This window comes from Pseudomonas idahonensis (assembly GCF_037903935.1).
GTDB classification, from domain to species: domain Bacteria; phylum Pseudomonadota; class Gammaproteobacteria; order Pseudomonadales; family Pseudomonadaceae; genus Aquipseudomonas; species Aquipseudomonas danubii.
On sequence record NZ_CP149586.1, the window covers coordinates 1,587,411 to 1,602,233 of the forward strand.

14 protein-coding genes and 1 tRNA gene are annotated in these 14,823 nt (G+C 63.7%); 9 read left to right on the forward strand and 6 right to left on the reverse strand.

Annotation, left to right across the window (positions count from 1 at the left end):
* Positions 1-9: 9 nt before the first annotated feature.
* The 5 genes from bamC to WIN67_RS07275 all read left to right on the forward strand — a co-directional run bounded on the left by bamC (position 10) and on the right by WIN67_RS07275 (position 3,182).
* Positions 10-1,125, forward strand: a complete 1,116-nt coding sequence (gene bamC, locus WIN67_RS07255; protein WP_102861607.1) for an outer membrane protein assembly factor BamC — start codon at positions 10-12, stop codon at positions 1,123-1,125.
* 4 nt (positions 1,126-1,129) lie between these two features.
* Entirely contained in the window at positions 1,130-1,888 is a 759-nt protein-coding gene (locus WIN67_RS07260) for an MBL fold metallo-hydrolase (protein WP_102878722.1), read from the forward strand.
* 28 nt (positions 1,889-1,916) lie between these two features.
* Complete coding sequence (gene purC / locus WIN67_RS07265; RefSeq protein ID WP_306398347.1) at positions 1,917-2,630, forward strand: phosphoribosylaminoimidazolesuccinocarboxamide synthase; 714 nt, start codon at positions 1,917-1,919, stop codon at positions 2,628-2,630.
* A gap of 83 nt (positions 2,631-2,713) precedes the next feature.
* Positions 2,714-2,803 (forward strand) — tRNA-Ser (locus WIN67_RS07270).
* 187 nt (positions 2,804-2,990) lie between these two features.
* Positions 2,991-3,182, forward strand: coding sequence for a hypothetical protein (locus WIN67_RS07275; protein ID WP_339070836.1), 192 nt, complete (start codon positions 2,991-2,993; stop codon positions 3,180-3,182).
* Between the two features lie 117 nt (positions 3,183-3,299).
* On the opposite strand, the gene WIN67_RS07280 is transcribed toward WIN67_RS07275, so the two are convergent.
* From WIN67_RS07280 to WIN67_RS07305, 6 genes are all read right to left on the reverse strand, one after another.
* Entirely contained in the window at positions 3,300-4,088 is a 789-nt protein-coding gene (locus WIN67_RS07280; RefSeq protein WP_273922370.1) for an IclR family transcriptional regulator, read from the reverse strand.
* Positions 4,089-4,330: 242 nt separating this feature from the next.
* A complete protein-coding gene (locus WIN67_RS07285) occupies positions 4,331-4,453 on the reverse strand; it encodes a hypothetical protein (protein WP_306407431.1) in 123 nt (40 codons plus the stop codon).
* An 8-nt stretch (positions 4,454-4,461) separates the two neighbouring features.
* Positions 4,462-5,673: an acyl-CoA dehydrogenase family protein gene (locus tag WIN67_RS07290; protein WP_339070837.1), complete on the reverse strand. Its 1,212-nt coding sequence runs from the start codon at positions 5,671-5,673 to the stop codon at positions 4,462-4,464.
* Positions 5,674-5,683: 10 nt separating this feature from the next.
* Entirely contained in the window at positions 5,684-6,871 is a 1,188-nt protein-coding gene (locus WIN67_RS07295) for an acyl-CoA dehydrogenase family protein (protein ID WP_339070838.1), read from the reverse strand.
* Positions 6,872-6,881: 10 nt separating this feature from the next.
* On the reverse strand, positions 6,882-8,066 hold the full coding sequence (locus WIN67_RS07300) for an acetyl-CoA C-acyltransferase (protein ID WP_339070839.1): 1,185 nt from the start codon (positions 8,064-8,066) through the stop codon (positions 6,882-6,884).
* Between the two features lie 16 nt (positions 8,067-8,082).
* Positions 8,083-10,203, reverse strand: a complete 2,121-nt coding sequence (locus tag WIN67_RS07305; protein WP_339070840.1) for a 3-hydroxyacyl-CoA dehydrogenase NAD-binding domain-containing protein — start codon at positions 10,201-10,203, stop codon at positions 8,083-8,085.
* A gap of 323 nt (positions 10,204-10,526) precedes the next feature.
* On the opposite strand from WIN67_RS07305, the gene WIN67_RS07310 reads away from it, so the two are divergent.
* The 4 genes from WIN67_RS07310 (at position 10,527) to WIN67_RS07325 (ending at position 14,489) form a co-directional block, all read left to right on the forward strand.
* The gene (locus WIN67_RS07310; RefSeq protein ID WP_339071693.1) at positions 10,527-11,243 is read left to right on the forward strand and encodes a GntR family transcriptional regulator; all 717 of its coding nucleotides are present in this window, start codon (positions 10,527-10,529) and stop codon (positions 11,241-11,243) included.
* On the forward strand, positions 11,240-12,028 hold the full coding sequence (locus tag WIN67_RS07315; protein WP_213664885.1) for an SDR family oxidoreductase: 789 nt from the start codon (positions 11,240-11,242) through the stop codon (positions 12,026-12,028). The genes WIN67_RS07310 and WIN67_RS07315 overlap by 4 nt, the downstream gene beginning before the upstream one ends.
* Positions 12,029-12,127: 99 nt before the next feature.
* Complete coding sequence (locus WIN67_RS07320) at positions 12,128-13,060, forward strand: 3-keto-5-aminohexanoate cleavage protein (RefSeq protein ID WP_170001335.1); 933 nt, start codon at positions 12,128-12,130, stop codon at positions 13,058-13,060.
* Between the two features lie 79 nt (positions 13,061-13,139).
* On the forward strand, positions 13,140-14,489 hold the full coding sequence (locus WIN67_RS07325) for an MFS transporter (protein WP_249735487.1): 1,350 nt from the start codon (positions 13,140-13,142) through the stop codon (positions 14,487-14,489).
* Positions 14,490-14,823: the final 334 nt, after the last annotated feature.

Below are 14,823 nucleotides of genomic sequence, written 5' to 3' on the forward strand. Positions count from 1 at the left end.
GTACAACGCATGAAGCGAATGGCCGGACTTTCCGCACTTGCCTTGATTATCTCCAGCACCAGTGGCTGCGGTTGGATCTGGGGCCCGGAAGGCTACTTCCGTGACCGGGGTAGCGATTACCTGCAAGCGCAACAAACAGCACCGATGCAACTGCCGCCGGATGTCCAGACCGCCAAGCGTCTGGATCCGTTGCTGCCAATCCCGCGCAACGTGGCCGACGACAACGTCAAGGGCGAGTACCAGGTACCTCGTCCGCAGCCGCTGTCGGCGATTGCCGATGCCAGCGACTACACCCTGCAGAAAAGCGGCGACTCCCGTTGGGTCATGGCCCAGCATCCGCCGGCCGAAGTCTGGCCAGTGGCAGTGCAGTTCTTCCAGGACAACGGTTTCCGCCTGGATCAGCAACGCCCGCAAACCGGCGAGTTCAGCACCCGCTGGCAGCGTTCCGACGAGCTTTCCGCTGCCGTGGCCAAGCGCCTGAGCAGCGCCGGCGTCGCCGCCGACAGCGAAACTCGCGTGCGGGTGCGCATCGAACCGGGTGTGCAGCGCAATACCAGTGAAGTCTACGTGGTCAGTGCCGAGCGTCCCGCCGGCAGCACCGCCGATGTGGAGTTCACCAACCGTTCGGTCAACACCGGCCTGGACGCCGCGCTGGTGGATGACATGCTGGCCAGCATGAGCCGTACCTCCGAGAAGGGCGGTTCGGTGTCTCTGCTGGCTGCTCGCGATTTCGATACCCCGAGCCGGGTCAGCCTCAGCGAAGACGGCAGCGGCAACCCGGTGCTGAACCTGGGCGCCGACCTCGATCGCGCCTGGTCCAGCGTGGGCCGCGCCCTGGAGCAGGGCGAATGGCGGGTTGAGGACATCAACCGCAGCCTGGGCCTGTACTACATCAACCTGGCGGAAAAAGCCGAGAAGAAGAACGACGAGCCGGGCTTCTTCGGCAAGTTGTTCGGCAGCAAGCCGGCCAAGGAAGAGATCGAAGCCCGCGCCGAGCGCTACCAGGTGCGCCTGAGCAAGGTGGGTGACAACGTCCAGGTGACCGTCGAGAAGAACATCAACACCGTGGCGCCGGCCGATGTGGCGCGCAAGGTGTTGGGCGCGATTCAGGACAACCTGGGCTGATCAGATGCGTTTCGCCGTTCTCGGCAGTGGTAGCCAAGGGAATGGCACGCTGATCGCCAGTGCTGACACTTACATCCTGGTGGATTGTGGTTTCTCCTTGCGGGAAACCGAGCGGCGCCTGCTACGCCTGGGAGTTCATCCCTCGCAGTTGAGCGCCATCCTGGTGACCCACGAACATGCCGACCACGTGCATGGCGTGGGTTTGCTGTCTCGGCGCTACAATTTACCGGTCTACCTCAGCCAGGGCACTTTGCGCGGGATGCGCAAGCCGGTGGAGGCTGCAGGTTTTGTCCGCGGTGGCGAGCAACTGCAGATTGGTGCCTTGTGCATTGACGTGATTGCCGTCGCCCACGACGCCCAGGAACCTACACAGTTCGTCTTCAGCGACGGTCAGCGGCGTTTTGGCCTGCTGACCGACCTGGGTTCCTACTGTACCGGCGTACTGGAAGGCTACCGTGGCCTGGATGCCTTGATGATCGAGGCCAACCATTGCCGGGACCTGTTGGCGCGCGGTTATTACCCGTACTTTCTCAAGCAGCGGGTCGGCGGTGACCAAGGGCATTTGAACAACCATCAGGCCGCAAGCCTGGTGGCCGAATTGGGATGGCAGGACCTGCAGCATCTGGTCCTTGCTCATCTGAGCAGCAAGAACAACCTGCCGCAGCTGGCCCGGCAATGTTTTGTCGACACCCTCGGGTGCGACCCGGACTGGCTGCAACTGGCCGATCAAGATTCAGGGCTCGACTGGCGCCACATCGCCTAGCCCACCTACTTAGCAAGCGGAGCCCATCATGGAAAAACGTGAAGAACTCTACCGCGGCAAAGCCAAATCGGTTTACAAGACCGACGACGCTGACCGCTTGATCCTGCTGTTTCGCAACGACACCTCGGCGTTCGACGGCAAGCGCATCGAGCAGTTGGACCGCAAGGGTATGGTGAACAACAAGTTCAACGCCTTCATCATGCAGAAACTCGAAGCCGCCGGCGTGCCGACCCAGTTCGACAAGCTGCTGGGCGACAACGAGTGCCTGGTGAAGAAGCTCGACATGATCCCGGTGGAGTGCGTGGTGCGTAACTACGCGGCCGGCAGCCTGGTCAAGCGCCTGGGTGTGGAAGAGGGCATGAAGCTTAACCCTTACACGTTCGAGCTGTTCCTGAAGGACGACGCCAAGGGCGACCCGTTCATCAACGAATCTCACGTTGTGGCGTTCGGCTGGGGTACCACCGAGCAACTGGCGCGCATGAAAGAGCTGTCGCTCAAGGTCAACGAAGTCCTGAGCAAGCTGTTTGATGACGCTGGCCTGCTGCTGGTGGATTTCAAGCTGGAGTTCGGCGTGTTCAGCGACGGCTCCATCGTCCTGGGCGACGAGTTCAGCCCGGACGGCTGCCGTCTGTGGGACAAGGACACCAAGAAGAAGATGGACAAGGACCGCTTCCGCCAGGGCCTCGGTGATGTCATCGAAGCCTACGAAGAAGTCGCCCAGCGCCTGGGCGTGCCGCTGTAATCGACGCAAGCATCTGATAGCACGGAAAAAATTTGCTCGGGGGCTTCGCATCCGGCAAAGGTGCTGTTATGATGCGCGCCGTTGGAGAGATGCCAGAGTGGCCGAATGGGACGGATTCGAAATCCGTTGTACCTTCACCGGTACCTAGGGTTCGAATCCCTATCTCTCCGCCATTATTGAACAAGACTAAGCCCCCGTAATCATTGAAGATTACGGGGGCTTTTTCGTTTCTGTGGCAGTTGTCAGGGCATTTTTAGGGCAAAAGATGCGGCATGCAGGGGCGCTCAAGTCGGCATGGCCTAGCTGGCGCGCCACCCATTCGGCAGGAACCTAACTCCACAGCATCAGGCTCGCGAACGTATGGCGGCATTGGTTGGCACCGCAGTGCCAGTCGCCTTCGATAACCCAACATTCGCCAGTGGCGAACTCACCGGCAACCGGGGTGCTCGGCTGGATGGCCTGGCGGGCCTGGGCTTGGGTGACATTCGTCAATCTGCAGCCTTCGGCAATCGCCAGGTGATTGCTGGCCACGATAAGTGGGGTGACGAGTAACGGATGGGACGGCCCCGCTGATAACGGGGCCGGTCTCGTGGGCTTCATGGTCATTCATGATGTACCCGATGTACCCCGGCTCGTTGCAGAAGCCGAAAATCTGCCCTGGCGTGTGCTTCAGACGCCGAGGCTTTCCAGATCCCGGGCCAGCATCACCAACTGGTGGGCCAGGGAGCTTTCGAGTTTTTCGCTGGACAGCTGAAAGCTCGGGGCGCCGCAGGTCAGGGCCATGATGCTGCCGTCGGCCAGGCGCAGCGGAACGCCCGCGCCATTGACGTTGCGGTCCCATTCTCCCAGTGACAGGCAGAAGCCAAAGGCTTCGTATTCACGGAAGGAGTCCTCCAGGGACTTTTCCAGGGCCGGCCATTCATCTCCGACTTTTTTCGCCACTTCTCGCAGCAGATGGTCACGCTCGATTTTCGGCGTGACCGCCAGGTAGGCCCGCCCCGCGGCGCTGGTGGCCAGGGGCAGGCGCAGTCCGGGTTCCATGCGCAGACTGGCGACCTCCGGCGGGCGGCTGCTGTCCACGTGAATCATCGACAGGCGATCGCGGCAGGTCAGGCTGACTGTGGTGTTGGTGCGCCGGGAGAACTCGTCCATGAAGGGTTTGCCCAACTGGCGAACTCGCAGGCTGGCGGAGTAGGCGTAACCCAGGGCCAGTACCGCCGAATCCAGCTGGTACTTCTCCAGGTCCTGGTTGTACTTGAGGTAGCCCAACTGCGTCAGGGTGTAGGTCAGGCGCGACACCGTGGGTTTGGGCAGGCCGGTGATGCGGGCGATGTCCTGGTTACCGCGTACCGCGTGACCGTGGGTAAAGGCCCGCAGGACTTCCAGGCCACGGGCCAGGGCTTCGACGAACTTGCGGTCTTTGGGCGCTGGTTCCGGGGCGTCGTTCGGGTCGTGCATGGGGTCTTCCGGTAGGGGCTGGTGCCGGGCGCAATGCCAGTTGACCACACAGCGGGTTCTTGGAAACAAGGGAAAAATGTTATCCCGGAACCGCTTGAATTGAAATCGACGATTCCCTCTCGGAACGCTGTTACGCCAGGCAGGCACCTATCTCGTCAGGCGATCGCGGTCCGGTCGATCTGCCGTCTGCGCCGTACCGCCTCAGCGGCTGTCGTGACGCAGGCGGCCACGCTGACCAGCAGTCAATCCTCGGCATCCAGCATGTCGTCACTGGCGATAAAGAACTTCGTGCCACCGCCCCGGGTGCAGGCCACGGCGCGGACTTCGGTCCCCGGTGGCGTGCTCGCCATGTCGTTGGTGTTCAACGATAGAGTCAGGGCTCGTCGCCATCGCTCGGGGGGCAGCGTGTTTGGCCTGGGCCTGTGGTTGCCTGCCCGAGAGACTCTGGGGTCGGCGCTTGGCCGAGGGCGATGTAGCGCTGCAGGTGATGATCCTCGTCCCCCAACTGGTGGTCGATCATCACCAGCCGCTTGGCGTAATGGGCCAGTGGCAGTTCCCAGGTCATGCCGATACCGCCATGCAACTGGATGCATTCCTCCGCCACCAGGGCGCCGATGCGGCCGATGCTGACCTTGGCCGCCGACAGGCTGCGTTCGCGGGTCAGGCGGTCGGCGTCCAGGGCGGCAGCGGCGTTGATCACCGCCGAACGCGCCTGCTCGATCTCCAGCAACAACACCGCCATGCGATGTTGCAGCGCCTGGAAGCTACCGATAGGACGGCCAAATTGTTGCCGGGTGCGCAGGTAGTCCAGGGTCGCCAGCTTGGCCACTTCCATGGCGCCAAGGGCTTCCGCGCAGAGCGCCAACAGGCCGCGGCCGATGGCCCGTTCGAGGATCGCGTGGCCCTGATGCAAGGGCCCCAGCAAGGCCTGTGCCGGCACTTTTGCATGGTGCAGGCGCACTTGCGCAACGGGGCCGCTATCGAGGGTCGGGCAGGCCAGGATCTCCAGGCCCGGGGTGTCCGCCGGCACCAGGAACAGCGAGATGCCCTGGCTATCGTCCAGGGCTCCGGCCGTGCGTGCCGCGACCACCAGCAACCCGGCCTGGCGGCCGTTGAGGACCATGCTCTTGATACCGTCCAGACGCCAGCCGGCAGGGTCCGCCTCGGCGCGGCAGGCGACCCGGTAGGTTGCATAGTGGTTGCCGGGTTCTTCATGGGCCAGGGCGGCGATCAGGCTGCCGTCGATGATGGGCCCCAGGTGCATTTTCTGTTCTTCGGTGGCGGCGCTGGCGATGGCCCCGCCGGCCAGTACCGCACTGCCTAGCAGAGGTTCCACCAGCAGTCCGCGGCCTATTGCCTCGAAGACCAGGGCCAGGTCGAAGCCACCGCCACCAAAGCCGCCGTCGGCCTCACTGAACAGGGCACCGATGACTCCCAGGTCCGCCAGCTGGCGCCAGATATCGGGGTTGAAACCCAGCTCGGACTGCAGGCTCTGTTGGCGCTTTTCCAGGTTGTATTGCTGGGTGATGAAGCGATTCAAGCTGTCGGCGAGCATGCGCCGTTCTGCGCTGTGTTCGAAGTTCATGTGCGCGCCCTCAGAGCCCGAGAATCATTTTCGAGATGATGTTTTTCTGGATTTCATTGGAACCGCCGAAGATCGACAGCTTGCGATTGTTGAAGTACTGCGCCGCGGCGTTGGCCGCGAACCCGGGACCGGCGTCCAGCGCTTGGGCGCTGGCGTCATCCAGCATGAGCCGGGCTTCGGGGCCCATGGCCCGGCGCAGCAGCGCGGTCAGTTCCTGACGGATTTGCGTGCCGCAGATCTTCAGCATCGAACTTTCCGCACCCGGAGCCCCACCCCCGGCCACGGCGGCGATCACCCGCAGGTTGGTGGTCTGCATATTGGCCAGGTCGATCTCGACCCGGGCCAGGCGGGCGGCGAACTGCGGGTCCTGCAGCAGCGGCTCGCCGTTGCGGGTGCGCTGCGCGGCCAACTGCTTGACCCGTTGCAGCGCAGCCATGGACAAACCCACTCCGGCGATATTGGTGCGCTCGTAGGTCAAGAGATACTTGGCGCAGGTCCAGCCCTTGTGTTCCTCGCCCACCCGATTGGCCACCGGCACCCGCACGTCGGTGAAGAAGACTTCGTTGATTTCGTGATCGCCCTCCAGGGTGATGATCGGGCGTACCTCGACCCCGGGGCTGGCCATGTCGATCAGCAGGAAGCTGATGCCTTCCTGGGGCTTGGCTTCACGGTCGGTGCGTACCAGGCAGAAAATCATGTTGGCGTGCTGACCCAGGGTGGTCCAGGTCTTCTGGCCGTTGACCACATAGTGATCGCCGTCGCGCACGGCGCTGGTTTTCACCGCGGCCAGGTCCGAGCCGGCACCGGGTTCCGAATAGCCTTGGCACCACCAGTGGCGGCCGTCGAGAATCCGTGGCAACCAATAGTCCTGCTGCTGTGGGGTGCCGTACTTGATCAGCACTGGCCCCAGCATATTGACGCCAAAGGGCACGATGCGCGGCGCATTGGCCAGCCCGCACTCCAGCTCGAAGATGAACTTTTCCACGGGGCTCCAGCCCGGTCCGCCAAAGGCTTGGGGCCAGTGGTTGGCCAGCCAGCCCCGGGCATTGAGCAGCGCATGCCATTGCTCCATGTCGGCCTTGGACAGACGCTCGCCTGCGGCCACCTTGTCACTCAGGCCAGTGGGCAGGTGTTCGGCAAGAAAGCGTCGCACCTGGTCGCGGAAGGCTTCTTCCTCTGGAGTGAAACTCAGGTCCATGGCGACGTCCTCAATAGATTTCGAACAGCGCGGCGGCGCCCATGCCGCCGGCGATGCACATGCTGACCACGGCGTACTTCACGCCCCGACGGCGCCCCTCGAGCAGCACATGGCCGGCCAGGCGCGCGCCGGTCATGCCGAACGGGTGACCCAGGGCGATGGCTCCGCCGTTGACGTTCAGGCATTCGTCGGCAATGCCCAGCCGCTGCTGACAGTAGAGCACCTGGGAGGCGAAGGCTTCGTTGATTTCCCAGAGGCCGATGTCCTCGACCTTGAGGCCATGTCGGGCCAACAGCTTGGGCACCGCGAACACAGGGCCGATGCCCATTTCGTCGGGCTCGCAGCCAGCCACCGCCATGCCGCGAAACACCCCCAACGGGGTCAGGTTGGCGCGGGACGCTTCCCGGGCCTCCATCAATACGCAGGCCGAGGCGCCGTCGGACAGTTGCGAGGCGTTGCCAGCGCTGATGAAACGCTCAGGGCCTTGCACCGGCTGCAGTTTGGCCAGGGCCTCGTAAGTGGTGCCGCGACGGTTGCAGGTGTCGGCCTCCACCGTGACCTGCAGTTGGCTGACCACGCCGCTCTGTTTATCGGTCAGCGCCATGGTGGTGGTGCAAGGGATGATTTCCTCGCGGTAGCGGCCGGCCAGTTGTGCCGCTTCGGTCTTGCGCTGGCTCTCCACCGAGAAGCGGTCCTGGGCCTCGCGACTGATGCCATAGCGCGCGGCGACGATGTCGGCGGTTTCGATCATCGGCAGGAACAGTTCCGGCTTGTGCTGCAGGAGCCAGGGGTCGAGGTCCGGGTCGTCGCTGGCGCCGCGGCCACGGATCTGGGAAATGCTCTCCACGCCGCCGGCGATGATCGCTGGGGCACCGTCCACCACGATGCGTCCCGCCGCCATGGCAATGGCCTGCAGCCCGGAGGCACAAAAGCGGTTGACCGTGGTGCCGGCGATGCTGATGGGCAAGCCGGCGCGGACCACTGCCAGGCGCGCGACGTTGCGCCCGGTGGTGCCTTCGCCGTAGCCGCAGCCGAGGATGGCATCTTCGATCAGCCCCGGATCGATGGCGGCCCGCTCGACCGCGGCGCGTACCGCGAAGGCGGCGAGGGTGGGGCCGGGGGTGATGTTGAATTCGCCGCGATGGGCCTTGGTCAGGGGCGTGCGGGCAGTGGAGACAATGACGGCTTCGCGCATGGGACGTGCTCCTTGGTCAGTGGCTGTGATTGAGGCTGTCAAAGTTCTCGCCGCGCTCTACCAGCTGCACCAGCAAGGGTGAGGCTGTCCAGAACAGCGGATCTTCTTCGGCAAACTCGCGGATATCCGCCAGGACCTGGGGCAGGCCGTACTGGTCGGCGTACTTGAGCGGGCCCCCGCGATAGCGCGGAAAGCCGTAGCCGTGGATAAGGGTGATGTCCACGTCCAGGGGCCGCAGGGCGATGCCTTCATGCACCACGTTGGCGCCCTCGTTGATCATGGCCGCCATGTAGCGCCGCAGGATTTCCGCGTTGCTGAAGGCCCGGGGCGTGATGCCGACCCGGGCCCGCTCGGCGTCGATGATCGCCAGGACTTCCGGGTCCTGGCTGGCGCTGCGCGGGCCCTGGGCATAGAGGTAGTAGCCGCGACCGGTTTTCTGCCCGAACCAGCCGCGCTCGCAGAGGCGGTCGGCGATCTGTACATAGCGGGCCCGGGGATCACGGGTGGCGGCCTTGCGCTGGCGGGTCGCCCAGCCGATGTCGCCACCGGCCAGGTCCGCCACCTGGAAGGGGCCCATGGGGAAGCCGAAATCGCGCAGGGCCTGGTCGATCTGATAGGGCGAGGCGCCGTCTTCCATCATGTAGTCAGCGGCCTGGCGATAGACCGCGAGGATGCGATTGCCGATAAATCCATCACAGACGCCGGCGCGTACCGGCACCTTGCGCAACTGTTTCGCCAGCTCGAAGGCCGTGGCGACGACCTCCGTGGCGACCTTGGCCGGCACCACGATCTCCAGCAACTTCATGATGTTGGCCGGGGAGAAGAAGTGCAGGCCGATCACGTCGGCAGGTCGCGAGACGCTTTGGGCGATGGCGTTGATGTCCAGGTAGGAGGTGTTGCTGGCGAGTACGGCGCCGGCCTTGCACACGCGATCCAGTTCGGCGAACACCGCGAGCTTGGCCGCCATGTCCTCGAACACGGCTTCGATCACCAGATCGGCCTGGGCCAGATCCTGGTAGTCGGTGCTGGCGTGGAAACGGGCCAGGGTCGCGGCTTTGTCGGCCTGGGTCAGGCGACCTTTGTCGATCAGGGTGTGGTAGACCTTCTCGACATTGCCGCGGCCGCGATTCAGGGCGTCCTGGTCGCGTTCGATCATGGTCACTTCCAGCCCCGCGTCGAGGACCGTTACGGCGATGCCGGCGCCCATGGTGCCACCGCCCACCACCCCCACCCGGGCAATGGCCCGGGGTGCTGCCGCGCGGGTCTCGGGGGCCTTGAGCACTTCCCGTTCAGCAAAAAATGCATGCACCAGCCCGGCACGCTGCGGACTGTCGAGGCACTCCAGAAACAGTCGGCGTTCTTCGCGCAGGCCGTCTTCGAAGGATTGATCGAGGGCCGCTTCCACGGCCTGGATAATGTGCAGCGGCGACAGCAGGCCTCGGGATTTCTGCGTGGCCTGCTGGCGGGCGGCATCTATCGCTTGGCGCTGGGCGGCTGGCTCGCTCAGGGCCTGAGCATCCCGGGTGCGTCGGGCAGTGGCGCCCTGTGCCAGCAACTGGCGCATGTAGGCCAGGCCTTCGGCCAGTGCGTCATCGCTGTCCCCCAGACGGTCCAGCAAACCCAGATCCAGGGCCTCCTTGGCGCTCAGATGGCGCCCGCTGAGCATCAGTTCCAGAGCCGCTTTGGCACCGATCAGGCGTGGCAGACGCTGGGTGCCGCCGGCCCCGGGAAGCAAGCCCAGCAACACCTCTGGCAGGCCGAGCCGGGCGCTGCCGGTGGCCAGGCGGTAATGGGCGGCGAGGGCGACTTCCAGGCCTCCTCCCAGGGCCACTCCCTGGATCGCTGCCAGCACCGGTTTGCTGCTGTCCTCAATCCGCTTGACCACCTCCGGCAGCGCCGGAGCCTGGGGCGTCTGGCCGAATTCGCGAATGTCGGCGCCGCCACAGAAGTGTCGTCCTGCACCGACCAGCAGTATGGCTTCGACCGTCGGGTTGTCGTTGGCGCTGTCGATGGCCGCCAGCAGTCCGCGGCGGATCTCCACCCCCAGGGCGTTGACCGGCGGGTTGTTGAGGGTCAGCACCAGGATGTTTCCGTGTAATGCGCTTTCGACGATTGGCAGGGCTGTTTCGCAACTCATTGCAGCAGTCTCCGGGGTGAAGGGCAGCGAGAGGTCGGTGGGCGCGGCATGGCGTTGAGGGTGACCAGCAGAACATCCCAGTCACGGATAGCTTTATTCCGCTATTTGAATCACTTGGCGAAAATAATCCTGTCATCAATGAATATTGTGGTCAATACGGAATTTTGTTCCGCAGTGCGGAATTTATTATATGTTTTAGCGGTGAATTTGCCCTTCATGACGGGTTGTGGATCAAATCCTGATGTTTGACATATTTGATTTGTGATCACATATTGTCGGGCACAAGAACCACAACACAGGTAGATGCCATGTCTGAAGGTCCTATATCCCAAGGCCCAATCCCCCTTCCCACGCTGCGTCAGGTTTCTCGCGATACCTTGCAGGAGCAGGTGTACCGGCAGATTCGCGAAGCCTTGATGAGTGGGCGTTTTCAGCCCGGCCAGAAGTTGACCATTCGTGGCCTGGCCGAAGCCCTGGGTTCCAGCCCCATGCCGGTGCGCGAAGCCCTGCAGCGCCTGAGTGCGGAAAATGCCTTTGAGGTCACGGAAACTTCCCGCCTGCGAGTGCGAATGATGACGCTGGAGCGTCTGCGGGAGATCCGTGATGCACGGGTGGCCCTGGAAGGGCTGCTGGCGGAAAAGGCCCTGCAGCATCTGCAAAAGACTGATCTGCAGGAGATCACCGATCTGTGCCGGCAGATGCAAAAGGCTGCCGATGAGGTGGATGTGTCCCGTTACCTGTGGACCAACTTCGCCTTTCACCGACGTATCTATGCCGTGGCTCGAGCCGAGCTGACCATGGCCGCGGTGGAGAATTTCTGGCTGCACATGGGGCCGTGTTTTGCCCTGGTGGCGCCGGACCAGGCCCACCTGCAACGTTCCATGGAAGCCCACAATCGCATCGTCGAAGCCCTGGCCACCGGCGATGGTCCGGGAGTGCGAGCGGCCGTCACCGACGACATCATGCAAGCGGCGGATTCCCTGGGCCGGCTGTTGGCCAAGAAGCCTGGTGCGGCGGCGCTCAAAGGAGGTCGGGCATGAGCATCTTGCAGCGTTTACAGCCTTACCCGGGCTTGCGGGTGATGATTTCCGGCGGCGCGGCGGGCATCGGTGAAGTGCTGGCCAGGGCCTATCTCGAAGCCGGCGCCCAGGTGCACGTCTGCGATGTCAGTGAGGCGGCCCTGGCGGCGTTCCGGGATCGCTACCCCGAGGCGCTGGCGACCCGCACCGATGTCGCTGATCCGGCACAGATCCACGCGCTGTTCGAGCTTCAGGTGGAGCGCTTCGGCGGGCTTGATGTGCTGGTCAACAACGCTGGTATTGCCGGGCCCACGGCCGGCATCGATGCCGTCAGCGACGCCGACTGGCAGCGCACCATCGATATCAACCTGACCGCGCAGTACCGTTTTGCCCACCACGCAGTGCCGTTGCTCAAGGCTTCGGACAACGCCCATCTGTTGCACATCGCCTCGGTGGCCGGGCGCCTGGGATATGCCTGGCGTACGCCGTATGCGGCCACCAAATGGGCCATTGTCGGGTTGATGAAGTCCCTGGCGGCCGAGCTTGGGGCCAGCGATATCCGGGTCAATGCGTTGTTGCCGGGGATAGTCCAGGGGCCGCGCATGGACGCGGTGATTCAGGCCCGGGCCGAACAGACCGGGGTGCCGGTGGCCGAAATGCGCCAGGAGTACCTGAACAAGATCTCCCTCAAGCGCATGGTCAGCGCCGAGGACGTGGCCGCCATGGCGCTGTTTCTCTGCTCGCCAGCGGCTCGCAATATCACCGGCCAGGCGATCAGCGTCGACGGTAACGTCGAGTACCTCTAGCCGCGCCCGCGATCCGCACCGCTGAAGGTCGTCAGCGGTGAATTCCATCAGCGACACCCAGGGATTTTTTTCATCAAGAATAAAAGTCGGAGTACCGTCATGTCTGAAAAAACGCCTGTCATCATCACTTGTGCTGTCACTGGGGCGATTCATACCCCGTCCATGTCGCCGCACCTGCCGATCACCGCCGCAGAAATCGCCGCCGAGGCCATCGCTGCGGCCCAAGCCGGTGCGGCCATCGTGCACCTGCATGCCCGAGACCCGGAGGACGGGCGGCCGAGCCAGGACCCCGAGCTGTTCCGGCGCTTCCTGCCGCAGATCAAGGCGGCCTGCGACGTGGTGATCAACCTCACCACCGGTGGTGCCCCCACGATGGGCGTCGAGGAGCGCCTGCAGCCGGTGCTGGAATTCAAGCCAGAGCTGGCCTCGTTGAACATGGGCTCGATGAACTTCGGCCTGTACGAAATGCTCAACCGCTTCACCGAGTTCAAGCACGACTGGGAGCGGCCGTACCTGGAGGAGAGCGACGACCGGATCTTCCGCAATACCTTCCGCGATATCGCCCATATCCTCAGCGCCTGTGCCGAGAATCGCACCCGCTTCGAGATCGAGTGCTACGACATCGGCCACCTGTATACCGCGGCGCATTTCCTTGAGCGCGGCCTGCTCAAGGCGCCGCTGTTCATCCAGTCGGTGTTCGGCCTGCGGGGCGGCATCGGTGGTCATCCCGAGGACCTGGCGCACATGCGTCGCACCGCCGACCGGCTGTTTGGCGATGCCTATCACTGGTCGATCCTCGGCGCCGGGCGCAACCAGATTCCCCTGGCCACCATGGGCCTGGCCATGGGCAGCCATGCCCGGGTCGGCCTGGAGGACTCGCTGTGGGATGGCCCCGGCAAACTGGCGGCCAGCAACGCTGATCAGGTGCGGCGCATTCGCACGGTCATCGAAGCCCTGGGCGGTCGTGTGGCGACCCCGGATGAAGCCCGGGCCCTGCTCGGGCTCAAGGGGCGTGAGCACGTCGCGTTCTGACCCTTGAAGGTCCGTGTCAGCGGCCCTGGCTCCAGGCCCGCTGACGATCCCGCATAACAACTACAAAGGGATATGCCCCATGAACACCGCAACCACTGCAGCGCCCCGGGACCCGCAACAGCTGACCCGCCTGATGTTTCTCAAACTCATGCCGCTGTTGATCGCGGCCTATGTCCTGAGCTTTCTCGACCGCACCAACATCGCCCTGGCCAAGCATCAACTGGATGTGGACCTGGGTATTTCCGCCGCCGCCTATGGCCTGGGTGCCGGGTTGTTCTTCCTCACCTATGCGCTGTCCGAGGTGCCCAGCAACCTGATCATGCACAAGGTCGGCGCGCGCTTCTGGATTGCCCGGATCATGGTGACCTGGGGGCTGATCTCCGCCGCCATGGCCTTCGTCCAGGGCGAGACCTCCTTCTATGTACTGCGCCTGCTGCTGGGGATCGCCGAAGCCGGCCTGTTTCCCGGGGTCATGCTGTACCTGACCTACTGGTTCGACCGCCGGCAACGGGCCCGGGCTACCGGCTATTTCCTGCTGGGGGTGTGCCTGGCCAATATCATCGGCGGTCCGCTGGGCGCCGCGCTGATGAAGATGGACGGCTTGCTGGGCTGGCATGGCTGGCAGTGGATGTTCCTGCTCGAAGGGCTGCCGGCGGTGTTCTTCGCCTGGGTGGTCTGGCGGCGCCTGCCGGACCGTCCAAGCCGCGCGCCCTGGTTGAGCGCCGAGGAGGCCCGGGGTATCGAGCAGCGCCTGGCCGACGAAGCCGATGAGGGGGCAGGGCAGGGCGGGCATTCGTTCCGGCAGTGCTTTACGCCGCAGATCCTGCTGGCGATCTTTGTCTACTTCTGCCACCAGATCACCATCTACACCGTGATCTTTTTCCTCCCCAGCATCATCGGCAAGTACGGCAGCCTGAGCCTGATGAGCGTCGGCCTGCTGACCTCCTTGCCGTGGATCGTCGCGGCGCTGGGGGCGATCAGCCTGCCACGGCTGGCCACCAGCGCGCAGCGGGCCCGGCGCTTGCTGGTCTGCGGCTTGCTGACGATGGCGGCCGGGCTGCTGATTGCGGCCTTTTCCGGGCCGGTGTTCAGCCTGCTGGGGTTCTGCGTGGCGGCGCTGATGTTCTTTGTGGTGCAGTCGATCATCTTCCTGTACCCGGCGTCACGGCTCAAAGGTGCGGCCCTGGCGGGAGGCCTGGGCTTTGTGAACTCCTGCGGACTGTTGGGCGGTTTTGTCGGCCCCTCGGTGATGGGGGCGATCGAGATGAGCACCGGCGATGCCATGAACGGCCTCAAGGCCATTGCCCTGGTGCTACTGGTGGCGGCGCTGGCGGCCTTGCGCTTGCGTCAGGGCCAGGAAGACCCGCGTCCGGTGCGCCCCATGGCCGCAGTTGCGCACCCAGTTTCGGGGCGCTCAAACGCGTTGTGAGCGCTTGCAGCACAGGCTGCGTTGTCGAGAACTCTGGCCAAACGCCCGGTGCAATGCACCGGGCGTTTTTCGTTGGGCGGATGTTCGGGGCTTGCCCAGCACTTAGGTCCGGAACCGGCCGACCGTCACTTGATCAGTTGGTTACAGCGCTGAATCTCTGTCGTATATCGCGTGTTTGCAGTCTATGGGGCTCTATATAAGAAGTGTCTTATTTATTGGCTGTTTTTAGTGTGTTTAGTGGTTTTTAAGTAGTACAAGTTTCCGAGAAAAGTCTCGTTCATTTAGAGAGTGCTCCTCGTTACATGAAGATTGGTCGTTATTCTAAAAGAAGAGG

Coding starts and splice junctions, on each gene's coding strand:
- WIN67_RS07290 (WP_339070837.1), bottom strand. CDS start 5,673: ATGAACTTCGAACACAGCGCAGAACGGCGCATGCTCGCCGACAGCTTG.
- purC (WP_306398347.1), top strand. CDS start 1,917: ATGGAAAAACGTGAAGAACTCTACCGCGGCAAAGCCAAATCGGTTTAC.
- WIN67_RS07300 (WP_339070839.1), bottom strand. CDS start 8,066: ATGCGCGAAGCCGTCATTGTCTCCACTGCCCGCACGCCCCTGACCAAG.
- WIN67_RS07325 (WP_249735487.1), top strand. CDS start 13,140: ATGAACACCGCAACCACTGCAGCGCCCCGGGACCCGCAACAGCTGACC.
- WIN67_RS07320 (WP_170001335.1), top strand. CDS start 12,128: ATGTCTGAAAAAACGCCTGTCATCATCACTTGTGCTGTCACTGGGGCG.
- WIN67_RS07305 (WP_339070840.1), bottom strand. CDS start 10,203: ATGAGTTGCGAAACAGCCCTGCCAATCGTCGAAAGCGCATTACACGGA.
- WIN67_RS07295 (WP_339070838.1), bottom strand. CDS start 6,871: ATGGACCTGAGTTTCACTCCAGAGGAAGAAGCCTTCCGCGACCAGGTG.
- WIN67_RS07315 (WP_213664885.1), top strand. CDS start 11,240: ATGAGCATCTTGCAGCGTTTACAGCCTTACCCGGGCTTGCGGGTGATG.
- WIN67_RS07280 (WP_273922370.1), bottom strand. CDS start 4,088: ATGCACGACCCGAACGACGCCCCGGAACCAGCGCCCAAAGACCGCAAG.
- WIN67_RS07260 (WP_102878722.1), top strand. CDS start 1,130: ATGCGTTTCGCCGTTCTCGGCAGTGGTAGCCAAGGGAATGGCACGCTG.
- WIN67_RS07275 (WP_339070836.1), top strand. CDS start 2,991: ATGGCGGCATTGGTTGGCACCGCAGTGCCAGTCGCCTTCGATAACCCA.
- bamC (WP_102861607.1), top strand. CDS start 10: ATGAAGCGAATGGCCGGACTTTCCGCACTTGCCTTGATTATCTCCAGC.